This window comes from Pseudomonas sp. GZJR-8, assembly GCF_002916705.1.
GTDB classification, from domain to species: domain Bacteria; phylum Pseudomonadota; class Gammaproteobacteria; order Pseudomonadales; family Pseudomonadaceae; genus Aquipseudomonas; species Aquipseudomonas synxantha_A.
In genome coordinates this window covers 65,165-91,499 of the sequence record NZ_JXSI01000010.1, presented here as the reverse complement: position 1 = coordinate 91,499, position 26,335 = coordinate 65,165, and the positions used below count along the sequence as shown (strand labels likewise).

Genomic DNA, 26,335 nt, shown 5'->3' with positions numbered 1-26,335 from the left:
ACACGCTGCAAGAGAGGGCTCCTTTGGAGCCCTTTTTTGTGCGCGACCGTTTGTGCCTTGACCCGATGCAATTGGCAGCTTAAAACTTGGGGCTCACCTGCAGGGGCCTCCGATGATCACCAGCAAGCTGCCGAATGTCGGCACGACCATTTTCACCACTATGTCGCAACTCGCCGCTGAAACCGGCGCGCTCAACCTGTCCCAGGGTTTCCCGGATTTCAATGGCCCGCAAGGTTTACTCGATGCAGTGGGCAAGCATATCGCTCTGGGTCACAACCAGTACGCGCCCATGACCGGCTTGCCCGTGTTGCGTCAGCAGGTGGCCGCCAAGATTGCTCGCAGTTATGGCGCCACAGTCAATGCCGACAGCGAGGTGACCATCACCCCTGGCGCCACCGAGGCGATCTTCTGCGCGATCCAGGCGGTGATTCGCAGTGGCGATGAAGTCATCGTGTTCGACCCCAGCTACGACAGCTATGAGCCCTCGGTGGAGCTGGCCGGTGGTCGTTGCGTTCATGTGCAACTGAGTCTGGACGGTTTTGCCCTCGACTTCGAGCAGATCAAGGCGGCGCTGTCGCCGCGCACCCGCATGATCATCATCAACTCGCCACATAACCCCACTGGTGCGCTGATCAGCCGCGCCGAGCTGGACCAGTTGGCCGAACTGATCCGCGACCGCGATATCTACCTGGTCAGCGATGAGGTCTACGAACACCTGGTGTTCGACGGTGTGCCTCACGTCAGCATATTGGCCCATCAGGAGCTGTATCAGCGCGCCTTCGTGGTCAGCTCCTTCGGCAAGACCTATCACGTGACCGGCTGGAAAACCGGTTACGTGGTCGCGCCGCCGGCTCTGACTGCCGAACTGCGCAAGGTGCATCAATATGTCAACTTTTGCGGCGTGACCCCTTTGCAGTACGCTTTGGCTGACTTCATGGCTGATCACCCGGAGCATGTCGAAGAACTGCCGGCCTTTTACCAGGCCAAGCGCGACATGTTTTGCGACCTGCTGGGGCCATCCCGCTTCAGTTTTACCCGGGTGAGCGGCACTTATTTCCAACTGGTGGATTACTCACAGATTCGCCCAGACCTGGATGACATTGCCATGTCCTTGTGGATGACCCGCGAACACGGCGTGGCGACCATACCGGTCTCGGTGTTCTACCAGAACCCACCCCAAGGCCAGCGCCTGGTGCGTCTGTGCTTTGCCAAACGCGAGGAGACGCTGCAACAAGCAGCCGAAAAGCTATGCGTGATCTGAGTGCACTGCCCAATCTGAACATCGCCCTGATTCAGACCAGCCTGGTGTGGCATGACCGTCAGGCTAACCTTGAGCATTTTGAGCTGCTGCTGGAGCAGGCCAATGGTGCGGACCTGATCATACTGCCGGAGATGTTCACCACCGGTTTCTCCATGGAGTCAGCCACCCTCGCCGAGCCGGAAAAGGGGCCGACCCATCACTGGCTCCAGGCGCAGGCAACCAAATACAACGCGGTGATCACTGGCAGCGTGATTATCCAGGCCGCCGACGGTAGCCACCGCAACCGCCTGTTGTGGGCAAGGCCGGATGGCGAGGTGCTGCATTACGACAAGCGTCACCTGTTCCGCATGGCCGGTGAGCACGATCACTACACCCCCGGCGAACGCCAGGTGCAGTTTGAGTTAAAGGGCTGGCGCATTCGCCCACTGATTTGCTACGACCTGCGCTTCCCGGTATGGAGTCGCGATGCCCAGGACACCGACTTGCTGCTGTACACCGCTAATTGGCCCGGTGCACGTCGTCAGCATTGGAACCGCTTGTTGCCGGCGCGGGCGATTGAAAACCTGTGCTATGTGGCTGCCGTGAATCGGGTAGGCACGGATGGCAAAGGATTTGCCTATACAGGCGACAGCCAGGTGCTGGATTTCCAGGGTGAAACCTTGCTGAGTGCAGGGGAGGCGGACGGGGTGTTCCAGGTGATTCTGGATGCAGCGGAGCTGGCTGCTTATCGCACCAGGTTTCCAGCGAACCTGGATGCCGATAGCTTTCAGTTTGTCTGATAAACCGCTATCGGGAGCAAGCCCCCTCCCACTTTGATTTGCGAATACATTCAAATGTGGGAGGGGGCTTGCTCCCGATAGGGCCATCAGCGCCACCATAACCCCAAAGCAAAAAGGCCCCTGGATTCACACCCAGGGGCCTTTCACATTTCAGCAGCCGATTACGCCGCTTTGGCTTCCAACTGGCTCAGCGAGCGGTTCAGCGCACTGAACAGCGCCTTGAAGCTGGCGGTGGTGATGTTTTCATCAATGCCCACACCATGCACCGGACGTTCGCCGTTCACGCGCAGTTCAATGTAGGCGGCCGCCTTGGCATTGGTGCCCGCACCGATGGCATGTTCGTTGTAGTCCATGATCTCCACGCCAATCGGCAGGCCGGCCACCAAGGCTTCCAGCGCGCCGTTGCCTTTGCCTTTCCAGTGCAGGTTGGTTTCGCCCTGGCCCTTGCCGGAAACTTCCACCTCGACAAAGCTGTTGCCGTTCTCTTCCTGCAGGCGATGGCTGACCAGCGCGTACGGGGTGTTGGCTTGCAGGTATTCACGCTGCAGCAAGGCGTAGATCTGCGGCGCAGTCATCTCAAGGCCCACGCGGTCGGTTTCGGCCTGCACAACCTGGCTGAACTCGATCTGCATACGACGCGGCAAGCTGATGTCGTATTCCTGTTCCAGCAGGTAGGCGATGCCACCTTTGCCCGACTGGCTGTTTACACGAATCACCGCTTCGTAGCTGCGGCCAATGTCCGCCGGGTCGATCGGCAAGTACGGCACTTCCCACAGCGCATCGTCTTTCTGCTGGGAGAAGCCTTTGCGGATCGCGTCCTGGTGGGAGCCGGAAAACGCGGTGTGTACCAGGTCGCCCACATAAGGATGACGCGGGTGCACCTGGATCTGGTTGCACTCTTCAACGACTTTGCGCACACCGTCGATATCGGAGAAGTCCAGTTGCGGGTCCAGGCCCTGGGTGTACATGTTCAGGGCCACGGTCACCAGGTCGACGTTGCCGGTACGCTCGCCGTTGCCGAACAGGCAGCCTTCGACGCGGTCGGCGCCGGCCATCAGGCCCAGTTCGGTGGCGGCGACGCCGGTGCCGCGATCGTTATGGGTGTGCAGGCTGATGATCACACTGTCACGACGGTTGATATGGCGACCGAACCACTCGATCTGGTCGGCATAGATGTTCGGTGTGGCGCATTCAACGGTGGCCGGCAGGTTGAGGATCATCTTGTGCTCGGGCGTCGGGTTCCACACCTCGATCACTGCGTCGCAGACTTCCTTGGCGAACTCCAACTCAGTGGCGCTGAACGTTTCCGGGGAGTATTCGAAGGTCCACTGGGTTTCAGGCTGTTGGGCGGCGTATTTGACGAACAGTTTGGCCGCGTTGACGGCGATAGCCTTGATGCCATCCTTGTCCTGGTTGAACACGATGCGGCGGAACGACGGCGACGTGGCGTTGTACAAGTGCACGATGGCCTTCTTGGCGCCGCGCAGGGATTCGAAGGTGCGTGCGATCAAGTCTTCACGGCCCTGGGTCAGCACCTGGATGGTGGTGTCCTCGGGGATGTGGTTGTCTTCGATCAGGGTGCGCACGAAGTCGAAGTCGGTTTGCGAGGCGGCCGGGAACGAGGCTTCGATTTCCTTCACGCCTACAGATACCAGGGTCTTCCAGAAACGCAGCTTTTTCGCGGCGTCCATCGGCTCGATCAGCGACTGGTTGCCATCACGCAGGTCAGAGCTGCACCAGATCGGCGCGGTGGTGATGGTCTTCGATGGCCAGGTGCGGTCCTGAATATCAATGGTCGGGAACGCGCGGTACTTCGACGACGGGTCTTTGAGCATGCTCATCGGGAAATCCTTTGTTGTAGGGGCCGAGAAAAGGCGGCCTGCCGTGAAACTGTTTTTGGGGAGAAAGCTTGGGACGAGGCAGATCGATTCAGCCTGGCAGTCGTGCGCTGACGAGGCACAGGCTGCGGTGCTGGCGAAGCTGAATGAGGGTGTGAGAGGTTTTCATAAGCTCAACCCTAACCGCAGGGGTGAAAGATGGCAAGCAGTCGATAAAAATTGAGATAAGTTCTGCTCTGCGCAGAATAAACGAGATTTTATGCTGGTTTTTAAGTTGATATCTGGTTTTAGTTGCGCGCCGGTGATGGGGCGCGCAATCGCGTGTTTCAGGGTTGGAATGCGCCGATAAAGATAGCCGGGTCAACCCGTGCATCGTTCAGGCTGACGTTCCAGTGCATGTGCGGCCCCGTCGCCCGTCCGGTCGAACCCACCTTGCCCACGACCGCACCGCGCACCAGTTGCTGGCCCACCTTCACGTCGATCTTCGACATATGGCAGAACATGCTGATAAAGCCCTGGCCATGGTCGACGAATACCGTGTTGCCATTGAAGAAGTAATTGCCAACCAGAATCACCTTGCCGTTCGCGGGCGTCTTGATCGGCGTACCGGCCGGCACGGCGAAGTCGAGGCCCGAATGCGGGTTGCGCTCTTCACCGTTGAAGAAGCGCCGCACCCCGAACTTGCTCGACAACGGGCCGTTCACCGGTTTGTCCAGCACCAGGTTGCTCGGCAGGGTGGGGCTGAAACTGCGGTAAGCCTTGAGCTGTACCGCCAACTCGCCTTCGATGCGCTTGAGCTGGGCTGGGTCAGGGTTGACCTGGCTTTTATTCTTCAGCGTGATGCGCTGTTCCGGGTACTTCTTGTAACCGACGATAAACGGCAAATTGCGCCCGCCGCTGCTGATGCGCTCGTTACCAGGCTTGACCGTCAACGGGATACCGACGATGGCTAGCCAGTTGTCCTGTTCTTTTACCACCAGCACCGGTTTGCCTTGGTATGTGGCTTTGGGCGCCGTGGCGGCCGGTCCCAGTTCGACCACGGCCACACCACCGGGCACCGGTTTGTTCAAGGTGCGGGTGATGTAGCTGTCCGCGTAGGTATTCATGGACAGGCACAGCAGCAACAAACTCAGTAGACGTGGCATCAATCAATCCAGTAGCGAAAGGGTGACGGGTGTCAGGTGATTGTCTTCCACCCGCACTTGCAGTTGACCTTCACCCAGGCGCGCGGTCAGGCGCTGGCCGGTGTGGGTTTGTGCGGCATTGCGAATCGCCTGGCCGCGTTCATCCAGCAGGATGCTGTAGCCACGGCCCAGGGTCGCCAGCGGGCTGACCACCTGCAACGTCTGCACCTGGCTTTGCAGTTGCAGGCGTCGGGCCTTGAGACCTTCGCGCATGGCTCGGGGCAGGCGTTCGGCGAGGCTGTCCAGGCGCTGGCGCAACAGCGCCAATTGGCGGCCCGGATGCTGGCCGGCGAGGCGGGTCTCCAGGCGAATCAAGCGCTCGCGACGGGTATTGAGGCTGCGCTCGAAGGCGCGGCGCATACGCATGTCCAGGTCATCCAGACGTTGTGCCTGCTGGCGCAAGCGCTCGCCCGGGTGACGCAGGCGCCGGGCCATGCCTTCCAGGCGCAGGCGGCTGTGGCTCAGGCGGTTGCGCATCAGCATCACCAGGCGCCGATGCAGGTTGTCTACCTGGCGCACCAGATGGCTGGCGTCCGGTGCCAGCAGCTCGGCGGCGGCGGAGGGCGTCGGAGCGCGCACGTCCGCCACAAAGTCGCTGATTGACACATCGGTTTCATGGCCGACGGCGCTGACGATGGGCGTGACGCAGGCGTCCACCGCTCGGGCCACGGCTTCTTCGTTGAAGCACCAGAGATCTTCCAGTGAGCCGCCGCCACGGGCCAGGATCAGCGCGTCGAAGCCGCGGGCATCGGCGAGTTTGAGCGCCCGCACGATCTGCGGGATCGCCTCGCGGCCCTGCACAGCGGTCGGGATCAGTGTCAGTTCAATGTTCGGCGCCCGGCGGCGGAACACACTGATGATGTCGCGAATCACCGCGCCGGTCGGCGAACTGATGATGCCGATACGCCGCGGGTGCGCGGGCAGCGGCACCTTGCGCTCGGCGCTGAACAGGCCTTCGGCGCTGAGCTTTTCCTTCAAGGCATCGAAGGCCAGGCGCAGCGCGCCATCGCCGGCAGGTTCCACGGTGTCGAGGATCAGTTGATAGTCGCCACGCCCCTCGAACAACGAGACCTTGCCACGCACTTTGACCGCCAGGCCGTCCTTCAACGCCTGGCGCACGCGTGCAGCGTTGTTGCGAAACAGCGCGCAACGCACCTGGGCCCCGCTGTCCTTGAGGGTGAAATACACATGGCCGGAAGCCGGGCGGGCGAGGTTGGAGATTTCGCCTTCGACCCAGATATTGGTGAACACGTCTTCCAGCAACACCCGCGCGCGGCCGTTGAGCTGGCTGACAGTCAGGACTTCGCGGTCCAGGCCCAGACGGGCAAAAGGATCTTTAATCATGGGCGGCAGTTTATAGGCATTCGTGCAGGGTTTGACAGAACTGCTCTACCAGCGCGTTCGGCGCCTGCGCGCAGGCGAGGGCCACGGTGCTATGGCAGTCCGGGTCGGCCAGGGGTAAAAAGTGCAGGTTGGCGGGGGCGATGTCCTGCATGGATTTTGGTAACAAGGCAATGCCGAAACCGGCCTGGATCAATTGCAACTGCGTGGTCTTGCGCGACATCACCCGTGCGGCCCTGGGGAAAAATCCTGCACGCATGCACAGTTCGGCCGACAGATAACTCAGCCCGCCGCGTTGGGGATGGGGGACCGAGATAAACGCTTGGTCCTTTAGCTGCGCCAACTCCACCGGCGCGTCGCTGCGTGCCAACGGATGATTCGGCGGCACCGCCAGCACCAACGGCTCCGTGTACAACGGCAGCACACGCACGCCGTCGCGCTGGCGCAGTACGGGCAAGCGCAGCAGGCCGACGTCCAGGCGACCCTCGGCGATGTCCTCCAACTGGGCTTCGGAGGAGAGCTTGGCGATATCCACCGATACTCCAGGGCAGCGCTCTAGCCAGGTGCTGATGCCGTGCAATAACGCGCCGCTCATCGGCACTGTGCTCGAGTGACTCAGGCGCAGCGTGCCAAGCTGGCCATTGCCTACTAGGGTCGCCACTTCGCTGGCCTTGAGCAACTCACTCAGCAAATTGCGCGCCCGTGGGTAGAACGCTTCACCGGCCGCTGTGAGCCGCGGTTGGCGTGCGGTGCGTTCGAACAATGGGGTTTGCAGTTGATTTTCCAGTTCCTTAATCTGCCGGCTCAAGGCCGACTGCGCCACAAACAGGCGTTCGGCCGCGGCACTGAAGCTGCCGCTCTCGGCGATTTCGACGAAGTAACGCAGTTGCCGCGTGGAGATCACGAGTCATGCCTTTTTGAGATGAGTGGCTAGCTTTGAAGATATTAGTCGCAACAGTCGCCAATGGCTAAAGTGAAGGCCATGTCCAACAAGGAATAACCCATGAGCCTGGTTGAGTTGATGAGTCAGTGGTCGTTCGGGGCTGTGGATTGGCTGGTGATCGGCCTGGGTGTGGTGCTGGCCTATGTGGTGTTTGGCATTGCCGGGTTCGGGACGGCCTTGGTCGCCGGGCCGATCCTGATTGTGTTTATGCCGCTGTCGAAGATCATCCCGTTGCTGGTGCTTCTCGACTTTGTCGCGGCGTTTGGCGGCTTGCTGCAAACGCGGCGCGATGTGAACAAACCAGAACTGTTGCGGTTGCTGCCCTGCATGGCCGTCGGCTGCAGCCTGGGCGTGTTGTTTTTGCTCAACCTGCATTCGGACCTGTTGCTGCTGTTGATGGGCCTGTTTATCAGCGCCTACGCGATTTACAGCCTGGCGGTGAAGGCGCGGCCGACTGAGCTGGCAGCGGGCTGGTCGATTCCCATGGGCACTGTTGGGGGGCTGTTTGGTGCGCTATTCGGCAGTGGCGGCTTTTTATATGCGATTTACCTGAACAGCCGTTTGCCCAAGGACGCGGCGCGGGCCACGCAAAGCGCGCTGATCAGTTGCAGCACGGTCGTGCGTTTGAGTCTGTTCCTGATTGCCGGCGTGTATGCAGATTTGCCGTTATTGATGTTGGCGGTTTGCCTGTTGCCGGCGATGGCCCTGGGGCTGTGGTGTGGACGCAGGCTGACGATGCGGCTGTCCCGTGAGGCGTTCGTGCGGTTGGTGACATGGTTGGTATTGGCCAGTGGTATTGCGCTGATCGGGCGGTATGTGAGTACTTGACCTGATTTTTTCAGGGATTAAGCTGCCGTCCTCCCGGGCGTCATCGCGGGCAAGCCAATAGCCACACCGCAGGACTCCCATGAACTCCCAAAGCATCCTTGTCCCGAAAATCTCCACCTTGCCCGTCCACGAACCCCGCGCCCGGGCGATTGTGCGCTGGCTGGTGCGCAAGAACATCATCAAGGAAGAGCTCACCACTTGCGGGCGTACCGGCAACCGCATGGGCTACGCCCTGGCCGATGGCGCCCGCGCCGTGGTGCTGCACCCTGAAGCGCTGCCGTTCAACGAGCCGGTCAATGGCCTGGAGATCATCTACAAGCGTTGCATCTACACGCCGGCCAAGGGGTTCCTTGAAGAAGCCGGCTGCCCGGAATGCCTGAAGGAAGTTGGCGAGGCGCTGTTCGAAAGCCTGGAAGACTGGATGCCTGGTCACACCGACAACTTCACCTGCCCGCTGTGTGGGCATGAAGATGACATCAACGGCTTTCTGTTCCTGCAGGAATGCGGGTTTTCCAACCTGGGGTTCATCTTCAACAACTGGGCGGAGGCGGGGTTCAAGCAGAGCTTTATCGACGAATTTGCCGATTGGTTGGACCAGAAAATGAGCTGGGTCAAAGTCGAGCTTTAATCCTTCTATCAGTATTACCAAGTTTGTCAGAGTTTTACATTGAGCCGGGCAGGGTGCATGTATATAATGGCGCGCTTCCATTTTCCCGCTCGGGAGCCCCCGCGATGCTGCGTATCAGCCAAGAAGCTCTGACATTCGACGACATTCTCCTAGTGCCCGGTTATTCCGAGGTGCTTCCTAACGAAGTCAGTCTCAAGACCCGCCTAACCCGTGGCATCGAGCTGAATATTCCCCTGGTTTCCGCTGCCATGGACACCGTCACCGAAGCCCGTCTGGCCATTGCCATGGCTCAGGAAGGCGGCATCGGCATCATCCACAAGAACATGACTATCGAGCAGCAAGCTGCCGAAGTGCGCAAGGTCAAGCGTTACGAAGCCGGTGTGGTGAAAGATCCAATCACCATCGAAGCCGACGCCACCGTGCGTGACCTGTTCGAACTCACTCGCATGCACAACATCTCCGGCGTCCCGGTGCTGCACGATGGCGACCTGGTCGGCATCGTCACTTCCCGTGACGTGCGTTTCGAGAACCGCCTTGAAGTCACCGTCCGTGAAGTGATGACGCCTAAAGAGCGCCTCGTTACTGTCAAGGAAGGCGCCGACAAGAACGATGTGCGCGAACTGCTGCACAAGCACCGCATCGAGCGCGTGCTGATCGTCGATGACAAATTCGCCCTCAAGGGCATGATGACCGTCAACGACATCGAAAAAGCCAAGGCTTACCCGCTGGCCAGCAAGGATGACCAGGGTCGTCTGCGTGTTGGCGCGGCAGTCGGCACCGGTAAAGACACTGGCGACCGCGTTTCGGCGCTGGTTGCTGCCGGTGTTGACGTGGTGGTGGTCGACACCGCCCACGGTCACTCCAAAGGCGTGATCGACCGCGTGCGCTGGGTCAAGCAGAACTTCCCTGACGTGCAAGTGATCGGCGGCAACATCGCCACCGGCGCTGCCGCCAAGGCTCTGGCCGAAGCTGGCGCTGACGCTGTCAAGGTCGGTATCGGCCCTGGCTCGATCTGCACCACGCGTATCGTCGCCGGTGTGGGCGTGCCGCAGATCAGCGCCATCGCCAACGTCGCCGCTGCCCTTGAAGGCACTGGCGTACCGTTGATCGCCGACGGCGGCATCCGTTTCTCCGGTGACCTGTCCAAGGCCATCGTGGCCGGTGCTTCCTGCGTGATGATGGGCTCGATGTTCGCCGGTACCGAAGAAGCGCCGGGCGAGATCGAACTGTTCCAGGGCCGTTCGTACAAGGCTTACCGTGGCATGGGTTCGCTGGGCGCCATGTCCCAGGCGCAAGGTTCTTCCGATCGTTACTTCCAGGACTCCTCGGCAGGCGCCGAGAAGCTCGTACCGGAAGGTATCGAAGGCCGTGTGCCGTACAAAGGCACCCTGAGCGCGATCATCCATCAACTGATGGGCGGCCTGCGTTCCTCGATGGGCTACACCGGCAGCGCCGACATCGAAGAAATGCGCACCAAGCCTGAGTTCGTACGGATCACCGGCGCAGGCATGGCTGAATCCCATGTCCACGACGTGCAGATCACCAAGGAAGCGCCAAACTACCGTGTAGGTTGAGCCTTCCAGCAAAATGTTAAGTAACCGGGGCTGTTCTTTCAGCCCCGAGTTGTTTCTGATTCATTAGACGAGACTGACTTCATGGCCCTCGACATTCACGCCCATCGCATCCTGATCCTCGATTTCGGTTCCCAGTACACCCAGCTGATCGCCCGCCGCGTGCGTGAAATCGGCGTGTACTGCGAACTGCACCCGTTCGACATGGACGACGCAGCGATCCGCGAATTCGCCCCTAAAGGCGTCATCCTCGCCGGTGGCCCCGAGTCCGTGCACGAAGCCAACAGCCCGCGTTGCCCGCAAGCGGTATTCGACCTGGGCGTACCGGTGTTCGGTATCTGCTACGGCATGCAAACCATGGCCGAGCAACTGGGCGGCAAGGTGGAAGGCTCCGAGCTGCGTGAATTCGGTTATGCCCGTGTGGACGTGGTCGGCAAGAGCCGCCTGCTGGACGGCATCGAAGACCACATCGACGCCGACGGCCTGTTCGGCCTCGACGTCTGGATGAGCCACGGTGACAAGGTCACCAAGATGCCGGAAGACTTCCACATCCTGGCCAGCACCCCAAGCTGCCCGATCGCCGGTATGTTCAGCGACGAGCGTCGTTACTACGGCGTGCAGTTCCACCCGGAAGTGACCCACACCAAGCAAGGCGGGCGCATCCTGTCGCGCTTCATTCTCGACATCTGCGAGTGTGAAGCCCTGTGGACCCCGTCGAAAATCGCTGAAGACGCCATCGCCCAGGTGCGCGCCCAGGTCGGCACCGACAACGTGTTGCTCGGCCTGTCCGGCGGCGTGGACTCCTCGGTAGTTGCTGCCTTGCTGCACAAGGCCATCGGCGACCAGCTGACCTGCGTATTCGTCGACAACGGCCTGCTGCGCCTGCACGAAGGCGAGCAAGTGATGGCCATGTTCGCCGAGAACATGGGCGTCAAGGTGATCCGCGCCAACGCCGAGGAACAGTTCCTCAACAACCTGGCCGGCGAGTCCGACCCGGAGAAGAAGCGCAAGATCATAGGTCGTACCTTCATCGACGTCTTCGATGCCCAGTCCAACAAACTGGACAACATCAAGTACCTCGCCCAGGGCACCATCTACCCAGACGTGATCGAGTCGGCCGGCGCCAAGAGCGGCAAGGCCCACGTGATCAAGTCCCACCACAACGTGGGTGGCCTGCCTGAGGAAATGAACCTCAAGCTGGTAGAACCGCTGCGCGAACTGTTCAAGGACGAAGTCCGTCGTCTGGGCCTGGAACTGGGCCTGCCGTACGACATGGTCTACCGCCACCCATTCCCAGGCCCGGGCCTGGGCGTGCGTATCCTCGGTGAAGTGAAAAAGGAATACGCCGACCTGCTGCGCCGCGCCGACCACATCTTCATTGAAGAACTGCGCAAGGCCGACTGGTACCACAAGGTCAGCCAGGCGTTCGTGGTGTTCCAGCCGGTGAAATCGGTTGGCGTTGTAGGCGATGGTCGTCGTTACGCCTGGGTTGTTGCGCTGCGTGCCGTAGAGACGATCGACTTCATGACAGCGCGTTGGGCACACCTGCCTTACGAACTGCTGGAGACGGTCAGCGGCCGTATCATCAATGAAATCGAAGGCATTTCGCGCGTGACGTATGACGTGTCGAGCAAGCCGCCGGCGACGATTGAGTGGGAATGATCCTGCAATAGCAGGTGAGTGCTGAATAACAGAACCCCGGCCTGGTGCCGGGGTTTTGTGTTTTTGGGGATGTCAGTGCCTGATCAAGCAGCCTATGGTTGGCCAGGATGCACGCGAGGCATGACTCGCGCGATGTCGGAGCTTTCCGAATACCGAGGCACTCACCCAGAGTTCGAGGCGGTAGGGGAGAAGATGATCTTCCCGGATTACGCTCAGCGCCGCGCAATATCCGAAAAGTAAAACTTATCCAACGTATGCCGCGACTCGGTGTACTCGAACTGCCTCCCGTCCTGCAAAAACGTCTGGTTACTCACCACGATCACATGGCTTTGCCCATCGAGATCCAGATGCGCCTGGTCGTCCTTGCTGCGCGGCAGGGCTTCGATGGTGCGCTGTGCATAGCTGATCTGCAGCCCCAGCGTTTGCTCGATAAACGCGTAGATCGACTGCTCGGCAATCGAGTGGTCCAGGCCGGGGATCAGGTCGGCAACGAAGTGGTTGATGTCCAGGATCACGCGCTTGCCACCGATACGTCGTACGCGTTTGACGCGGGTGATCAGCGTGCCGGGCTCGGCTTCGATGTGTTGCAGCAAAGAACCTTCCAGCGGGATTTGGGTGAACTCGACGACGTCAGTGCGTACGTCATCGCCCAGGTCGGCGTGGGTCTCGTGAAAGCTGACGATGCCGCCCAACTGGAACTCGATCGGGTTGGGCGACAACACAAAGGTGCCCTTGCCATGGATTTTTTGCGCAAAGCCACGCTCCTGCAACTGCTCGATGGCGCGTCGCACGGTGCCACGGCTGGCCTGGTAGGCGTCCATCAGTTCGGTTTCGGAGGGAAGGCGCGTACCGCGTTGCAGGCGTTCGGTGGTGATGCTGGCAAGCAGATCCGTATAGATCTGGTTGTATTTGCTCATGAGATGGCTCTGTGCCTGGCTTGCATTCAAGGCAGGAACCTTAGTGGCAGAGGTGGGGTTTGTCCATTGGATAGCCGTGCAGGTGAGGGAAAAATCTGACAGTAAGCTCCTACATATAAACAAAAGTGTAACTCGTACAGACGAGTTGTTGATTTAACTCGTACAGACGAGTACTTTTCCCTCCTCGGCGTGCTGCCAATGACTGCCACCCATAAAAACAATCACAGTGGAAAACGAGCATGAGCCACGACTATTCGTCTACTGCCCGCGAGATTCTCGAGCACCTCGGGGGCCGCGATAACCTTGAGCAAGCTGCCCATTGCGTGACCCGCCTGCGCCTGGCGCTCAAGGACCCAAGCCTGGTCAACGGCAATGCGTTGAACCAGGTCGATCTGGTCAAGGGCTCGTTCTTTACCGGCGGCCTGTTCCAGGTGGTGATCGGCCCCGGCGAAGTGGAGAAGGTCTATGCCGCCCTGCGCGAACTGACCGGCCTGGCCGCCTCAACCATTGCCGACGTGAAGAAAGCCGGCGGCGACAAGACCAACCCCATGCAGCGTCTGGTGCGGGTGTTTTCCGATGTGTTCATGCCGATCCTGCCCGCGTTGATCATCGCCGGCCTGTTGATGGGCGTGAACAACCTGATGGGCGCCAAGGGCATGTTCATCGAAGGCAAGACGCTGCTGGAGGCCTACCCGAACCTGGATGGCCTGTGGAGCCTGATCAACCTGATGGCAAACACCTCGTTCGTGTTCCTGCCGGCGTTGGTGGGCTGGTCGGCAGCCAAGCGTTTTGGCGGCAGTGAAATCCTCGGCATTGTGCTGGGCCTGATGCTGGTGCACCCCGACCTGCTCAACGCCTGGAACTACGGCAAGGCGGTCGCCGGCCTCGACGGCCAGAGCCTGCCGTACTTCGATATCTTCGGCTGGTTCCAGATCGAGAAGGTGGGTTATCAAGGGCAGATCCTACCGATCCTGATGGCCGCCTTCGTCATGAGCGTGATCGAAAAGTGGCTAAGGGCGCGGGTACCGAATGCCATTCAATTGCTGGTCGTGCCGATCACCACCATCGTTGTCACCGGCGTGCTGGCCCTGGCGATCATCGGCCCGGTCACCCGCCACCTAGGCATCCTGATTACCGAAGGCCTGGTCACCCTGTTTGAGATTGCACCCATGATTGGCGGGGCGATTTTCGGCCTGCTGTATGCGCCATTGGTGATCACCGGTATGCACCACATGTTCCTGGCCGTCGACCTGCAGCTTATTTCGACCCAGGGCGGCACCTTTATCTGGCCAATGATCGTCATGTCCAACCTGGCCCAGGGCAGCGCCGCATTGGGCGTGTTCTACATGACCCGCAATGCGCGGGACAAAAGCATGGCGTCCACCTCGGCAATTTCGGCTTATTTCGGCATCACCGAGCCGGCGATGTTCGGGGTGAATCTGCGCTTCAAGTTCCCGTTCTACGCCGCTCTGCTGGGCTCGGCGCTGGGCAGCATTTTCCTGTCGCTGAACAAGGTAACGGCTTCGGCCATCGGCGTCGGTGGCTTGCCCGGGTTTATCTCGATTGTGCCGAGTGCGATTCCGATGTTTGTGATCGGCATGATCGTGGCGATGGTCGTGCCGTTTGCGCTGACTTGCCTGTTGAGCATGAAGATCATTCGGCCTGGTTACCGGGTCGCCTGATCAATCGCCACCGGGGGCAAGCCAGCTCCCACAGGTTGAACGCATTTCAACTGTGGGAGCTGGCTTGCCTGCGATGAGGCCAGAAGGGCCAGCACCCAACTCTACTGAAGGAACCCACCATGCAAACCTGGCAACACTCGGTGATCTACCAGATCTACCCCAAAAGCTTCCACAGCCACGCGGGTAACGCTACCGGTGACCTGCTGGGCATCGTCGACAAGCTCGACTACTTGCACTGGCTGGGCGTGGATTGCCTGTGGGTCACCCCGTTTTTGCGCTCACCCCAGCGCGACAACGGCTACGACATCAGCGATTACTACGCCATCGACCCCAGCTACGGGACCATGGCCGACTGCGACTTGCTGATCAGCGAAGCGGCCAAGCGCGGCATCAGGCTGATGCTCGACATCGTGGTCAACCACACCTCCGTCGAGCACGAGTGGTTCCAGCAGGCACGCAGCAGCCTCGACAACCCTTACCGCGACTTCTACATCTGGCGCGACCAGCCGAACAACTGGGAGTCCAAGTTCGGCGGCTCGGCCTGGGAATACGAAGCGCAGACTGGCCAGTACTACCTGCATCTGTTCGACCACACCCAGGCCGACCTCAATTGGGACAACCCCAAGGTGCGCGCCGAAGTGTTCAAGATGATGCGCTTCTGGCGTGACAAAGGCGTGGGTGGGTTCCGCCTGGACGTGATCAACCTGATCTCCAAGCCCGCCGATTTCCCCGAAGACACCAGCGACGGCCGCCGCTTCTACACCGACGGCCCGCATGTGCACGAGTACCTGCAGCAAATGCACCGCGAAGTCTTCGACGGCCATGACCTGATCAACGTGGGCGAGATGTCGTCCACCCGCCTGGAACACTGCATTCGCTACTCGAATCCGGCCTCGAAAGAGCTGTCGATGACCTTCAACTTCCATCACCTGAAAGTCGATTACCCCAACCTGCAAAAATGGGTAAAGGCCGATTTCGATTTCCTGCAACTCAAGCAGATTCTCTCTGATTGGCAGACAGGCATGCAGGCCGGTGGCGGTTGGAACGCGCTGTTCTGGTGTAACCACGACCAGCCACGGGTGGTTTCGCGATTTGGTGATGACGGCGAATATCGCGTGGTCTCGGCCAAGATGCTTGCCACCGCGCTGCACTTCCTCCAGGGCACACCCTATGTGTACCAGGGCGAAGAACTGGGGATGACCAACCCGGGCTTTGACAGGATCGAACAATACCGCGATGTAGAAACCCTGAATATCTTCCGACTCAAGCGCGATGCGGGAGAGTCCGAAGCATCGAGCATGGCGGCGATCATGCAGAAGTCCCGCGACAACGGGCGTACGCCGATGCAGTGGAACAGCCAGGCCAATGCCGGTTTCAGTCGTGGCGAGCCCTGGATTGGCATCCCGGACAACGCCGCGCGCATCAATGTCGAAAGTCAGCTGGATGACCCGGACTCGGTGCTGCATCACTACCGAGCATTGATCGCCCTGCGGCGCCGCGAACCTCTGATCCAGCAAGGCGTTTATCGCCCGCTGCTGCAAGACCATTCCAAGGTTTGGGCCTACCTGCGTGAAGGCCAGGGCGAGCGCCTGCTGGTGCTCAACAACTTCTACGGCACGCCGTGCGAAATCCAATTGCCCGATCAGGTGATCAACGCGGCGTGCGAACAACGTTTGCTGATCAGCAACTACCCCGACTGCCCGGTGCGCACGAGCACGGTGGTGTTGCGCCCTTACGAATCGTTTGTGCTGCACCTCAAGGGCTAAGCCGCCCTACGGGCGATCGCGTCACGCAAGACAGTAAGAAATAACAATAAAAATAAAAGGAGCGCTTCATGAAAACAAAAATAAAGCTGGGTCTTATCGCCTCTTGCCTCGCTGCGCCGTTTGGCGCCCAGGCTCTGGAATTCGCCGGTTACTTGCGCAGCGGCGCAGGCACATCGACGGGCAGTGGCAAGCAGCAATGCTTCCAACTACCGGGGGCGCAAACCAAGTACCGCTTGGGCAACGAATGCGAGCAATACGCTGAGCTGGAATTGCGCCAGGACCTGCTGACCCTCGATGACGGGTCGGTGTTCAGCGTCGATGCCATGGCTTCCCTCTACAACCAGTACGACCGTGCCCTGAAATTCCAGGGCGAAAACAACGGTTCGGCGCGTATGCCGCAGATGTACGCGCAATGGTCCAACCTGCCCAGCCTCAATGGCGGTTCGCTGTGGGCCGGGCGGCGTTACTACAAGCGTAACGACATCCATATCTCCGACTTCTACTACTGGAACCAGAGCGCCACCGGAGGGGGAATCGAGGACGTGCTGATCGGCGGCTTGAAATACAGCTACGCGCTGTCACGCAAGGACAACCTGTACCAGAAGGAATACGCCACCCGTCACGACTTCAACGTCGCAGGTTTCAATACCAACCCTGGCGGCGAGCTGGAGCTTGGCTTGAGCTACATCGCCAAGGCTGGCGGGCGTGACGCCAACAGCGGATGGGCGCTGACCGCGCAGCATGTACAAGCTGCATTCCTGGGGGGCAAGAACAAGTTTGCCCTCCAGTACGGCGAAGGCCCAGGCACCGGCCTGGGCTATACCGGCAATACCGCGTTGGACAGGAGCAGCAAAAGCTACCGGGTAGTGGAGTTCTTCGACTGGCAGGTGACCCCGCGTTTCGGCGGGCAAGTTGAAGCGGTGTACCAGAAAGACGTGCGCCCAGGGCGCCAGGACCAGAATTGGATCTCCCTCGGCGTGCGCCCGGCATATGCCATCAGCGAGCAATTCAAACTGGTCGCTGAGCTGGGTCACGATCAGGTTGACGCCACGGGGGGCACGCGCAAGTTGAGCAAATTCACGTTCGCTCCGACCTGGTCGCCCAAAGGTCCTGAATTCTGGGCTCGGCCGGAAGTGCGGTTGTATTACACCTATGCGTCCTGGAACCAGGCGGCCAAGCGTGCGGCCAATGAGCTGGCGGCGGGTTCGGCATTATCTGATACCGGTGCCTATGGCACTGCGCGGCATGGCTCGAACATGGGTGTACAAGTCGAGTACTGGTGGAAGTAATTCGGTAGCTCCCAATGATCTTTAAAAAACACAACAACAGGTGAAGTCATGACCCCATCTAAACCCCTGACACTGCTGGCGCCCCTGTCCGGGGTCCTGCTGGCGCTGGATCAGGTACCCGACCCGGTATTTTCCGGTCGCGTGATCGGCGACGGGCTGTGCATCGACCCGACCTCGCAGACGCTCTGCGCGCCGTTGGCCGGGGTGATCAGCAACATTCAGGACAGCGGTCATGCGGTCAGTGTCACCGACGACAACGGTGTGCAGGTGTTGCTGCATATCGGTCTGGACACCGTAAACCTGGCTGGCCAGGGCTTCACCCGTCTGGTCGAGGAAGGCCAGCGGGTGGAGGCTGGGCAGCCGCTGATAGAGTTCGATGCCGACTATGTGGCGCTCCATGCACGCAGTCTGCTGACCTTGATGCTGGTGGTGAGCGGCGAGCCGTTTGAGCTGTTGGTGGCAGACCGGGCGTTGGTCGAGGCCGGCCAGCCACTGTTGCGAGTATTGACCGGGCAGGTATCTGCCGAGTTGGATGAGGAGGAGGGTAACGCGCTGTTCTCCAAGCCACTGACTGTGCCCAACGCTCATGGCTTGCACGCCCGGCCTGCGGCGGTGCTTGCCCAGGCGGCGAAAGGGTTCAACTCGAGCATTTACCTGCACAAGCAAACCCAGAGTGCGAATGCCAAGTCCCTGGTGGCGATCATGGCGTTGCAGACCTGCCAGGGCGACAGCGTGCAGGTGAGCGCGGCGGGCGAAGATGCCGAGGCGGCGATCCAGGCCCTGGTGGCGTTATTGCTCGACGGCTGTGGCGAGACCTTGCCGGTAGCGGTCGAGAAGATCAACACGCCCGCCGCACCGGCGTCCTCGGCCACCGTGTTACGAGGTGTCTGCGCATCGCCGGGCTCGGCGTTCGGCCAGGTCGTCCAAGTGGCTGAGACGGCGCTCGATATTCCCGAAGCTGGCGTCGGAGAAACCTTTGAGCGGGCCGCATTGGCGCGCGGCCTACGGGCGGCAAGCGAGGCGCTGCAAGACTTGCAAGCCAAGGCGGCCGGCAGTGCCCAAGCCGAAATTTTCCGCGCTCATCAGGAATTGCTCGAAGATCCAACCCTGCTTGAACAAGCCTATAGCCTGCTGGCCGAGGGCAAGAGTGCCGCCTTTGCCTGGAACCGCGCCACAGTGGCGACCGCCCGACTCTTCGAGGGCTTGGGTAAGGCACTGCTCGCTGAACGTGCAGCGGACTTGGCCGACGTTGGTCGGCGCGTGCTCAAGTTGATCCTGGGCGTGCCCGAGCGATCCATGGAGCTGCCGGAGTGCGCCATCCTGGTCGCCGAGCAACTGACACCCTCACAAACCGCCGGCCTGGATACCGGTAAAGTCCTGGGCTTCGTCACGGTCGCCGGTGGCGCTACCAGTCATGTGGCAATCCTTGCCCGCGCGCTGGGCCTGCCCTCTGTTTGCGGGGTGCCGAGCCAGGTATTGGCCCTGGCCAACGGCAAACGGGTACTGCTCAATGCCGACAAAGGCGAGCTGCATCTGGAGCCGGACCTGGCTGAAATCGAACAATTGCAGGCGGTTCGCCAACAGCAAAAGCTGCGACTGCAACGTGAGGTGGCACAGGCCTCACGGGCGGCGGTCACCCGCGATGGGCATCACGTTGAAGTCACCGCCAATGTCGCCTCGTTGCAGGAAGTGGAGCAGTCCCTGACCCTGGGCGGGGAAGGCGTGGGCCTGCTGCGTTCGGAGTTCCTCTACCTGGACCGTAACCGCGCCCCGAGCGCCGAAGAACAGGCTGGCACTTACAGCGCCATCGCTCGCGCCCTGGGCACCGAGCGCAATCTGGTGGTGCGCACCCTGGATGTGGGCGGCGACAAACCCTTGGCCTATGTGCCGATGGAGAGCGAGACCAACCCGTTCCTTGGCCTGCGCGGTATTCGCCTGTGCCTGGAGCGCCCCGAACTGCTGCGTGAACAGCTGCGCTCGATCCTTGCCAGTGCAGGCTTGGCGCGACTGCATATCATGTTGCCGATGGTCAGCCTGCTGTCGGAGCTGCACCTGGCGCGCAAGATGCTCGAAGAAGAGGCATTGGCGCTTGGGCTGACCGAGTTACCGAAGCTGGGCATCATGATCGAAGTCCCCAGCGCAGCGCTGATGGCGGATGTGTTTGCGCCCCATGTGGATTTCTTCTCCATCGGCACCAACGACCTGACCCAATACACCCTCGCCATGGACCGCGACCACCCGCGTCTGGCCAGCCAGGCCGACAGTTTCCACCCGGCGGTACTGCGCCTGATCGACATCACGGTCAAAGCGGCCCATGCCCACGGCAAGTGGGTGGGGGTATGTGGTGCGCTGGCCTCCGAAACAGTGGCAGTGCCGGTATTGATCGGGCTCGGTGTGGATGAGCTGTCGGTGAGCGTGCCGCTGATCCCGACCATCAAGGCCACCGTGCGTGAGCTGGACCTGCACGACTGCCAGATCATCGCCCGCCAGGTGCTGGGCCTGGAAGAAGCCAATCAAGTGCGTGAGGCCCTGCGGCTGTACCACGCGGCTACCGTTGAAACCTCATCTGTCGTGGAGCACTGAGCATGTTCGAGAAATTGCAGCGGGCGTTCTGGAAAGCCCTGACGCCTGATTTGGTGGCGGAGACGGTTGCCGCACCGACACCGAGCCTGTTGTCGGCCGAGGTGCTGAGTGCATTGGGCGGGGAGGGGAACGTTACTTCACAGAAGCGCGTGGCGCTGACGCGTGTGAGGGTGCAATTGAAGGAGGTGGGTGGGTTGGATGAGTCGGCGTTGAAGGCTGCCGGTGTACCCGCAGTGATGGTACTGGCGGGCGGCGTGGTCCATCTGCTCACCGGCCTATAAAGGCTACGATGATCAAATGTGGGAGCCGGGCTTGCCCGCGATAGCAGTGTGTCAGGCGCCGAATACCTTGACTGTCAGGCCGCCATCGCGGGCAAGCCCGGCTCCCACAGGGATTTGCAGTGTGCGGGCTGTCGTGATCAGAGTTGAGGGCTGTCCTGCGACGGCTTGGTCTTGTCCACACCCGGCACATGCAGGTTGCCTTCCACCACCTGGTTGCCTTCCAGCTGCGGCTGGGTCACCCAGGTAAGAATGTCGTAGTAACGCCGGATGTTCGCCACAAAATGCACCGGCTCCCCGCCACGCGCATAACCATAGCGGGTCTTGCTGTACCACTGCTTCTGCGACAAGCGCGGCAGCATCTTCTTCACGTCCAGCCACTTGTTCGGGTTCAGGCCTTCTTTCTTGGCCAGGATACGTGCATCGTCCAGATGACCGGTGCCGACGTTATAGGCGGCGAGGGCAAACCAGGTGCGGTCGGGCTCGGCGATCTTGTCGTCCAGCTCATCCTTGATCCTGGCCAGGTACTTGGCGCCGCCCATGATGCTCTGCTTGGGGTCCAGGCGGTTGGGCACGCCCATGGCTTGGGCGGTGTTCTGGGTCAGCATCATCAGGCCGCGCACGCCGGTCTTGGAGGTGACCGTCGGTTGCCACAGCGATTCCTGGTAGCCGATGGCTGCCAGCAGCCGCCAATCGACTTTCTCTGCCTTGGCATAGGCACGAAAGTGCTTCTCGTACTTGGGCAGGCGTTGTTGCAGATGCTGGGCAAAGGTATAGGCGCCCACATAGCCGAGTACGTCGACATGTCCGTAATAGCGGTCTTTCAGACGCTGCAACGTGCCGTTCTTCTCGACCTTGTCCAGGTAGCTGTTGATTTCGTTGAGCAGGCTGTTGTCGTCGCCTGCCGCCACGGCCCAGCTTTGGTTGCTGGCATTGCCGAGGTCGAACGCCACGCGCACATTGGGAAAGTACACCTGGTTCATGGCGACTTCGTTGGAGTCCACCAGGGTCAGGTCGATCTGCCCCTCGTCGACCATGCGCAGCAGGTCGACTACTTCAACGGCGTCGGACTCTTCGTATTCGATTGCAGGATTCTGTTTCTTCAGCGCCGCAAGCTGTTCGGCGTGGGTGCTGCCCTTGAGCACCATGATCTTCTTGCCCGCCAGATCGGCTGCATTGGTGGGGCGTGATTGGCCGTTGCGATAGATGATCTGCGGGGTCACTTCCAGGTACGGGTGGGAAAAACGCACCTGCTGCTGGCGCTGCTCGCTGCTGACCAGGCCGGCGGCGGCCAGAACCGGGCCGTTGGGTTTGCCCAGCTGACCGAACAGGTCATCGAGGTTGTCGGCGGTCTCGATTTCCAGCTTCACGCCCAACTCGTCGGCAAAACGCTTGACCAGTTCATATTCGAACCCGGTCTCACCGTTACGGTCCTGGAAATACGTGGCCGGACTGTTCCGGGTGACCACCCGCAATACGCCATCCTCCTTGATTCGCTCAAGCGTGCTGGGCTTATCAACACAGGCACTGAGCGTCAGGAAGAGCAGGGTGGCGATGAGCCATTTGACCCATCGCGGGCGCAAAACAGTTGGGGAGAACATCTGCGCAGTATACGCAAACGGCCCGTGGCGCCATATCTCGACAGCGCTGCACTTGTCTGCTAGCGCGGTTAAAACTGTGCTGCAGCCCGCAGAAACGCGGCCTGGAGCGCCATTGTGACGGTTAAAATAACTGCCCTCGACACCGCGGATTTCCTGCCGATGCCGTGCAAACCCTGCCAACTGACGTTCGGCAGCGGCCACCGGTGCCGTTTCGGGTGCCGTTGGCGAAGGTTTACGCTAGAATGCACGGCCTCAAAGCACACCCCTTCCCGAGGCTGTCCCGAAGATGTTGATCCTGCGCGGCGCTCCTGCCCTTTCTGCCTTTCGCCACAGCAAACTCCTTGAGCAACTGAGCCAGAAGGTTCCAGCTGTTACAGGCCTGTACGCTGAATTTGCTCACTTCGCCGACGTTACCGGCGTCTTGACCGCCGACGAACAGCAAGTGCTGGCACGCCTTCTGAAGTACGGCCCAAGCGTTCCCGTTCAAGAGCCGACTGGCCGCTTGTTCCTGGTTCTGCCGCGGTTCGGCACCATCTCGCCCTGGTCGAGCAAGGCCAGTGACATCGCCCGCAACTGCGGCCTGGATAAAATCCAGCGCCTGGAGCGTGGGATCGCCTTTTACGTCGCTGGCCAGTTCAGCGATGCCGAAGCCGAGCTGATCGCCAGCAGCCTGCATGACCGCATGACCCAGATCATCGTCAGCCAGCTGGAGCAGGCTGCCGGCCTGTTCAGCCACGCTGAGCCCAAGCCGCTGACCGCGATTGACGTGCTCGGCGGCGGCCGCGCCGCCCTCGAGAAGGCCAACACCGAGCTGGGCCTGGCCCTGGCCGAAGACGAGATCGACTACCTGGTCAACGCCTTCACCGGCTTGAAGCGCAACCCCCACGACATCGAACTGATGATGTTCGCCCAGGCCAACTCCGAGCACTGCCGTCACAAGATCTTCAACGCCAGTTGGGATATCGACGGCCAAAGCCAGGAAAAAAGCCTCTTCGGCATGATCAAGAACACCTACGTGATGCACAGCGAAGGCGTTCTGTCGGCTTACAAGGACAACGCCTCGGTCATCGTCGGCTCCGTCGCCGGTCGCTTCTTCCCGGACCCGGAAACCCGCCAGTACGGCGCGGTGCAGGAGCCGGTGCACATCCTGATGAAGGTTGAAACCCACAACCACCCGACCGCGATTGCCCCGTTCCCGGGCGCAGCCACCGGTTCCGGCGGCGAAATCCGTGACGAAGGCGCCACCGGCCGTGGCGCCAAGCCCAAGGCGGGCCTCACCGGTTTTACCGTGTCCAACCTGCAGATTCCGGGCTTCGAACAGCCGTGGGAAGTGCCGTACGGCAAGCCTGAGCGCATCGTCACCGCGCTGGACATCATGATCGAAGGCCCCCTGGGCGGCGCCGCGTTCAACAACGAATTCGGGCGTCCGGCGCTGACCGGTTACTTCCGTACCTTCGAACAATCCATCACCACCCCGCGTGGCGATGAAGTGCGCGGTTACCACAAGCCGATCATGTTGGCCGGCGGCATGGGCAACATCCGTGAAGAACACGTCAAGAAAGGCGAGATCCTGGTCGGCTCCAAGCTGATCGTGCTCGGCGGCCCGGCGATGTTGATCGGCCTGGGCGGCGGCGCGGCTTCCTCCATGGCCACCGGCACCAGCTCGGCAGACCTGGACTTTGCTTCCGTACAGCGCGAAAACCCTGAGATGGAACGCCGCTGCCAGGAAGTCATCGACCGTTGCTGGCAATTGGGCGACAAGAACCCGATCAGCTTCATTCACGACGTCGGCGCCGGCGGTTTGTCCAACGCCTTCCCGGAACTGGTCAACGATGGCGACCGCGGTGGCCGTTTCGAACTGCGCAACATTCCAAACGACGAGCCGGGCATGGCCCCGCACGAAATCTGGAGCAACGAATCCCAGGAACGCTACGTGTTGGCGGTCGGTCCTGAAGACTTCGCACGCTTCCAGGCCATCTGCGAACGTGAGCGTTGCCCGTTTGCCGTGGTCGGCGAAGCCACTGCCGAGCCGCAGCTGACGGTTACCGATAGCCACTTCGGCAACAGCCCGGTAGACATGCCGCTGGAAGTGCTGCTGGGCAAAGCCCCGCGCATGCACCGTTCGGCGGTACGTGAAAACGAACTGGGCGATGATTTCGACCCAAGCACGCTGGAGCTGGCCGACAGCATTGAGCGCGTGCTGCACCACCCGGCCGTGGCGAGCAAAAGCTTTTTGATCACCATCGGCGACCGCACCATCACTGGCCTGGTTGCCCGTGACCAAATGGTTGGCCCATGGCAGGTGCCGGTGGCCGACGTTGCCGTCACCGCCACCAGCTTCGACGTGTATACCGGTGAAGCCATGGCCATGGGCGAGCGCACGCCGCTGGCCCTGCTGGACGCACCGGCGTCGGGCCGCATGGCCATTGGTGAAACCCTCACCAACATCGCCGCCTCGCGTATCGGCAAGCTGCCCGACATCAAACTGTCGGCCAACTGGATGTCCGCTGCCGGCCACCCCGGTGAAGATGCGCGCCTGTACGACACCGTCAAGGCTGTCGGCATGGAGCTGTGCCCGGAACTGGGGATCACCATTCCGGTGGGCAAGGACTCCATGTCCATGGCCACGCGTTGGAACGAAGATGGCACCGATAAGAGCGTGACCTCGCCGCTGTCGCTGATCGTTACCGGCTTTGCGCCGGTCACCGACATCCGCCAGACCCTGACCCCGCAACTGCGCATGGACAAGGGCACCACCGACCTGATCCTGATCGACCTGGGCCGTGGCCAGAACCGCATGGGCGCCTCGATCCTGGCGCAGACCCATGGCAAGTTGGGCAAACAGGCACCGGACGTCGATGACGCCGAAGACCTGAAAGCCTTCTTCGCCGTGATCCAGGGCCTCAACGCCGACGGCCACCTGCTGGCTTACCACGACCGTTCCGACGGTGGTTTGCTGACCAGCGTTGTCGAAATGGCCTTCGCCGGTCACTGCGGCCTGAATATCGTGCTCGACAGCGTTGCCGAGGATGCTGCCGAAATCAACGGCATCCTGTTCAACGAAGAGTTGGGCGCCGTGATCCAGGTTCGCCAGGACGCGACTCCGGACGTACTTGCACAATTCAGCGCTGCCGGCCTTGCCGAATGCGTGGCGGTGATTGGCCAGCCGATCAACAACGGCGAAGTCAATATCTCGTTCAACGGCGACACGGTCTTTACCGGTCAGCGCCGCTTGCTGCAACGCCAGTGGGCCGAGACCAGCTACCAGATCCAGCGCCTGCGCGACAACGCCGACTGCGCCGAGCAGGAATTCGACGTGATCCTGGAAGAAGACAACCCGGGCCTGAGCACCATGCTCAGCTTCGACGTCAACCAGGACATCGTCGCGCCTTACATCAAGAAGGGCATTCGCCCACAGGTTGCCGTACTGCGTGAGCAGGGCGTCAACGGTCAGGTGGAAATGGCCGCGGCGTTCGATCGCGCCGGTTTCAATGCGATTGACGTGCACATGAGCGATATCCTCGCCGGTCGCGTTGATCTCAACGAGTTCAAAGGCCTGGTGGCCTGCGGTGGTTTCTCCTACGGCGACGTGCTGGGTGCCGGTGAAGGCTGGGCCAAGTCGGCCCTGTTCAACAGCCGTGCTCGCGACGCGTTCCAGGGCTTCTTCGAACGCAACGACAGCTTCACCCTGGGTGTGTGCAACGGTTGCCAGATGATGTCCAACCTCAGCGAACTGATCCCGGGCAGCGAGTTCTGGCCGCACTTTGTGCGCAACCGTTCCGAGCAGTTCGAAGCCCGTGTCGCCATGGTGCAGGTGCAGGAGTCCAACTCGATCTTCCTGCAAGGCATGGCCGGTTCGCGTATGCCAATCGCCATCGCCCACGGTGAAGGCCATGCCGAGTTCGCCAGCGAAGAAGCGCTGCTTGAAGCCGACCTGTCCGGCACCGTGGCCCTGCGTTTCGTCGACAACCACGGCAAGGTCACCGAAAGCTACCCGGCCAACCCGAACGGCTCGCCACGCGGCATTACCGGCCTCACCAGCCGCGACGGCCGCGTGACCATCATGATGCCGCACCCGGAGCGCGTATTCCGCGCCGTGCAGAACTCGTGGCGCCCGGAAGAGTGGAACGAAGACGGCGCCTGGATGCGCATGTTCCGCAACGCTCGCGTGTGGGTGAACTAAG

General features: G+C 60.9%; 18 protein-coding genes. 12 read left to right on the top strand and 6 right to left on the bottom strand.

Going from position 1 to position 26,335, the window contains the following annotated elements:
• Positions 1-112: 112 nt before the first annotated feature.
• Positions 113-1,261: a pyridoxal phosphate-dependent aminotransferase gene (locus tag TK42_RS19380; protein WP_103734901.1), complete on the top strand. Its 1,149-nt coding sequence runs from the start codon at positions 113-115 to the stop codon at positions 1,259-1,261.
• Positions 1,249-2,040: an amidohydrolase gene (locus TK42_RS19375; RefSeq protein WP_032879610.1), complete on the top strand. Its 792-nt coding sequence runs from the start codon at positions 1,249-1,251 to the stop codon at positions 2,038-2,040. The genes TK42_RS19380 and TK42_RS19375 overlap by 13 nt, the downstream gene beginning before the upstream one ends.
• A gap of 161 nt (positions 2,041-2,201) precedes the next feature.
• On the opposite strand, the gene leuA is transcribed toward TK42_RS19375, so the two are convergent.
• The 4 genes from leuA to TK42_RS19350 form a co-directional block, all read right to left on the bottom strand.
• On the bottom strand, positions 2,202-3,881 hold the full coding sequence (gene leuA / locus TK42_RS19370; protein WP_103734900.1) for a 2-isopropylmalate synthase: 1,680 nt from the start codon (positions 3,879-3,881) through the stop codon (positions 2,202-2,204).
• A gap of 323 nt (positions 3,882-4,204) precedes the next feature.
• Positions 4,205-5,023: a M23 family metallopeptidase gene (locus TK42_RS19360; protein ID WP_032879612.1), complete on the bottom strand. Its 819-nt coding sequence runs from the start codon at positions 5,021-5,023 to the stop codon at positions 4,205-4,207.
• Between the two features lie 3 nt (positions 5,024-5,026).
• On the bottom strand, positions 5,027-6,406 hold the full coding sequence (gene xseA / locus TK42_RS19355; protein ID WP_005791160.1) for an exodeoxyribonuclease VII large subunit: 1,380 nt from the start codon (positions 6,404-6,406) through the stop codon (positions 5,027-5,029).
• 10 nt (positions 6,407-6,416) lie between these two features.
• The gene (locus tag TK42_RS19350; protein ID WP_032879614.1) at positions 6,417-7,307 is read right to left on the bottom strand and encodes a LysR family transcriptional regulator; all 891 of its coding nucleotides are present in this window, start codon (positions 7,305-7,307) and stop codon (positions 6,417-6,419) included.
• Positions 7,308-7,406: 99 nt separating this feature from the next.
• Here TK42_RS19350 and TK42_RS19345 point away from each other — a divergent pair, with 99 nt between their 5' ends.
• From TK42_RS19345 to guaA, 4 genes are all read left to right on the top strand, one after another.
• Complete coding sequence (locus tag TK42_RS19345) at positions 7,407-8,174, top strand: sulfite exporter TauE/SafE family protein (protein WP_103734899.1); 768 nt, start codon at positions 7,407-7,409, stop codon at positions 8,172-8,174.
• A 79-nt stretch (positions 8,175-8,253) separates the two neighbouring features.
• Complete coding sequence (locus TK42_RS19340; RefSeq protein WP_005791157.1) at positions 8,254-8,802, top strand: hypothetical protein; 549 nt, start codon at positions 8,254-8,256, stop codon at positions 8,800-8,802.
• A gap of 104 nt (positions 8,803-8,906) precedes the next feature.
• Complete coding sequence (gene guaB / locus TK42_RS19335) at positions 8,907-10,376, top strand: IMP dehydrogenase (RefSeq protein ID WP_014719807.1); 1,470 nt, start codon at positions 8,907-8,909, stop codon at positions 10,374-10,376.
• An 81-nt stretch (positions 10,377-10,457) separates the two neighbouring features.
• A complete protein-coding gene (gene guaA / locus TK42_RS19330; protein WP_005791155.1) occupies positions 10,458-12,035 on the top strand; it encodes a glutamine-hydrolyzing GMP synthase in 1,578 nt (525 codons plus the stop codon).
• A 212-nt stretch (positions 12,036-12,247) separates the two neighbouring features.
• Here the strand turns inward: guaA and treR are convergent, their stop codons facing one another.
• A complete protein-coding gene (gene treR / locus TK42_RS19320) occupies positions 12,248-12,952 on the bottom strand; it encodes a trehalose operon repressor (RefSeq protein WP_032879617.1) in 705 nt (234 codons plus the stop codon).
• A 239-nt stretch (positions 12,953-13,191) separates the two neighbouring features.
• On the opposite strand from treR, the gene treP reads away from it, so the two are divergent.
• The 5 genes from treP (at position 13,192) to TK42_RS19295 (ending at position 20,553) form a co-directional block, all read left to right on the top strand.
• A complete protein-coding gene (gene treP, locus TK42_RS19315) occupies positions 13,192-14,634 on the top strand; it encodes a PTS system trehalose-specific EIIBC component (RefSeq protein ID WP_032879618.1) in 1,443 nt (480 codons plus the stop codon).
• A 119-nt stretch (positions 14,635-14,753) separates the two neighbouring features.
• A complete protein-coding gene (gene treC / locus TK42_RS19310) occupies positions 14,754-16,400 on the top strand; it encodes an alpha,alpha-phosphotrehalase (protein WP_032879619.1) in 1,647 nt (548 codons plus the stop codon).
• Between the two features lie 68 nt (positions 16,401-16,468).
• Positions 16,469-17,689 carry a carbohydrate porin gene (locus TK42_RS19305; RefSeq protein ID WP_005791151.1) on the top strand — a complete coding sequence of 407 codons (1,221 nt, stop codon included), beginning with the start codon at positions 16,469-16,471 and terminating at the stop codon, positions 17,687-17,689.
• A gap of 48 nt (positions 17,690-17,737) precedes the next feature.
• Complete coding sequence (gene ptsP, locus TK42_RS19300; RefSeq protein WP_103734898.1) at positions 17,738-20,272, top strand: phosphoenolpyruvate--protein phosphotransferase; 2,535 nt, start codon at positions 17,738-17,740, stop codon at positions 20,270-20,272.
• 2 nt (positions 20,273-20,274) lie between these two features.
• Positions 20,275-20,553, top strand: a complete 279-nt coding sequence (locus tag TK42_RS19295) for a PTS transporter subunit EIIB (protein ID WP_103734897.1) — start codon at positions 20,275-20,277, stop codon at positions 20,551-20,553.
• A 137-nt stretch (positions 20,554-20,690) separates the two neighbouring features.
• Here the strand turns inward: TK42_RS19295 and mltF are convergent, their stop codons facing one another.
• On the bottom strand, positions 20,691-22,151 hold the full coding sequence (mltF, locus tag TK42_RS19290) for a membrane-bound lytic murein transglycosylase MltF (protein WP_103734896.1): 1,461 nt from the start codon (positions 22,149-22,151) through the stop codon (positions 20,691-20,693).
• A gap of 286 nt (positions 22,152-22,437) precedes the next feature.
• Here mltF and purL point away from each other — a divergent pair, with 286 nt between their 5' ends.
• The gene (purL, locus tag TK42_RS19285; protein ID WP_103734895.1) at positions 22,438-26,334 is read left to right on the top strand and encodes a phosphoribosylformylglycinamidine synthase; all 3,897 of its coding nucleotides are present in this window, start codon (positions 22,438-22,440) and stop codon (positions 26,332-26,334) included.
• The last annotated feature ends 1 nt before the right edge of the window (position 26,335 follow it).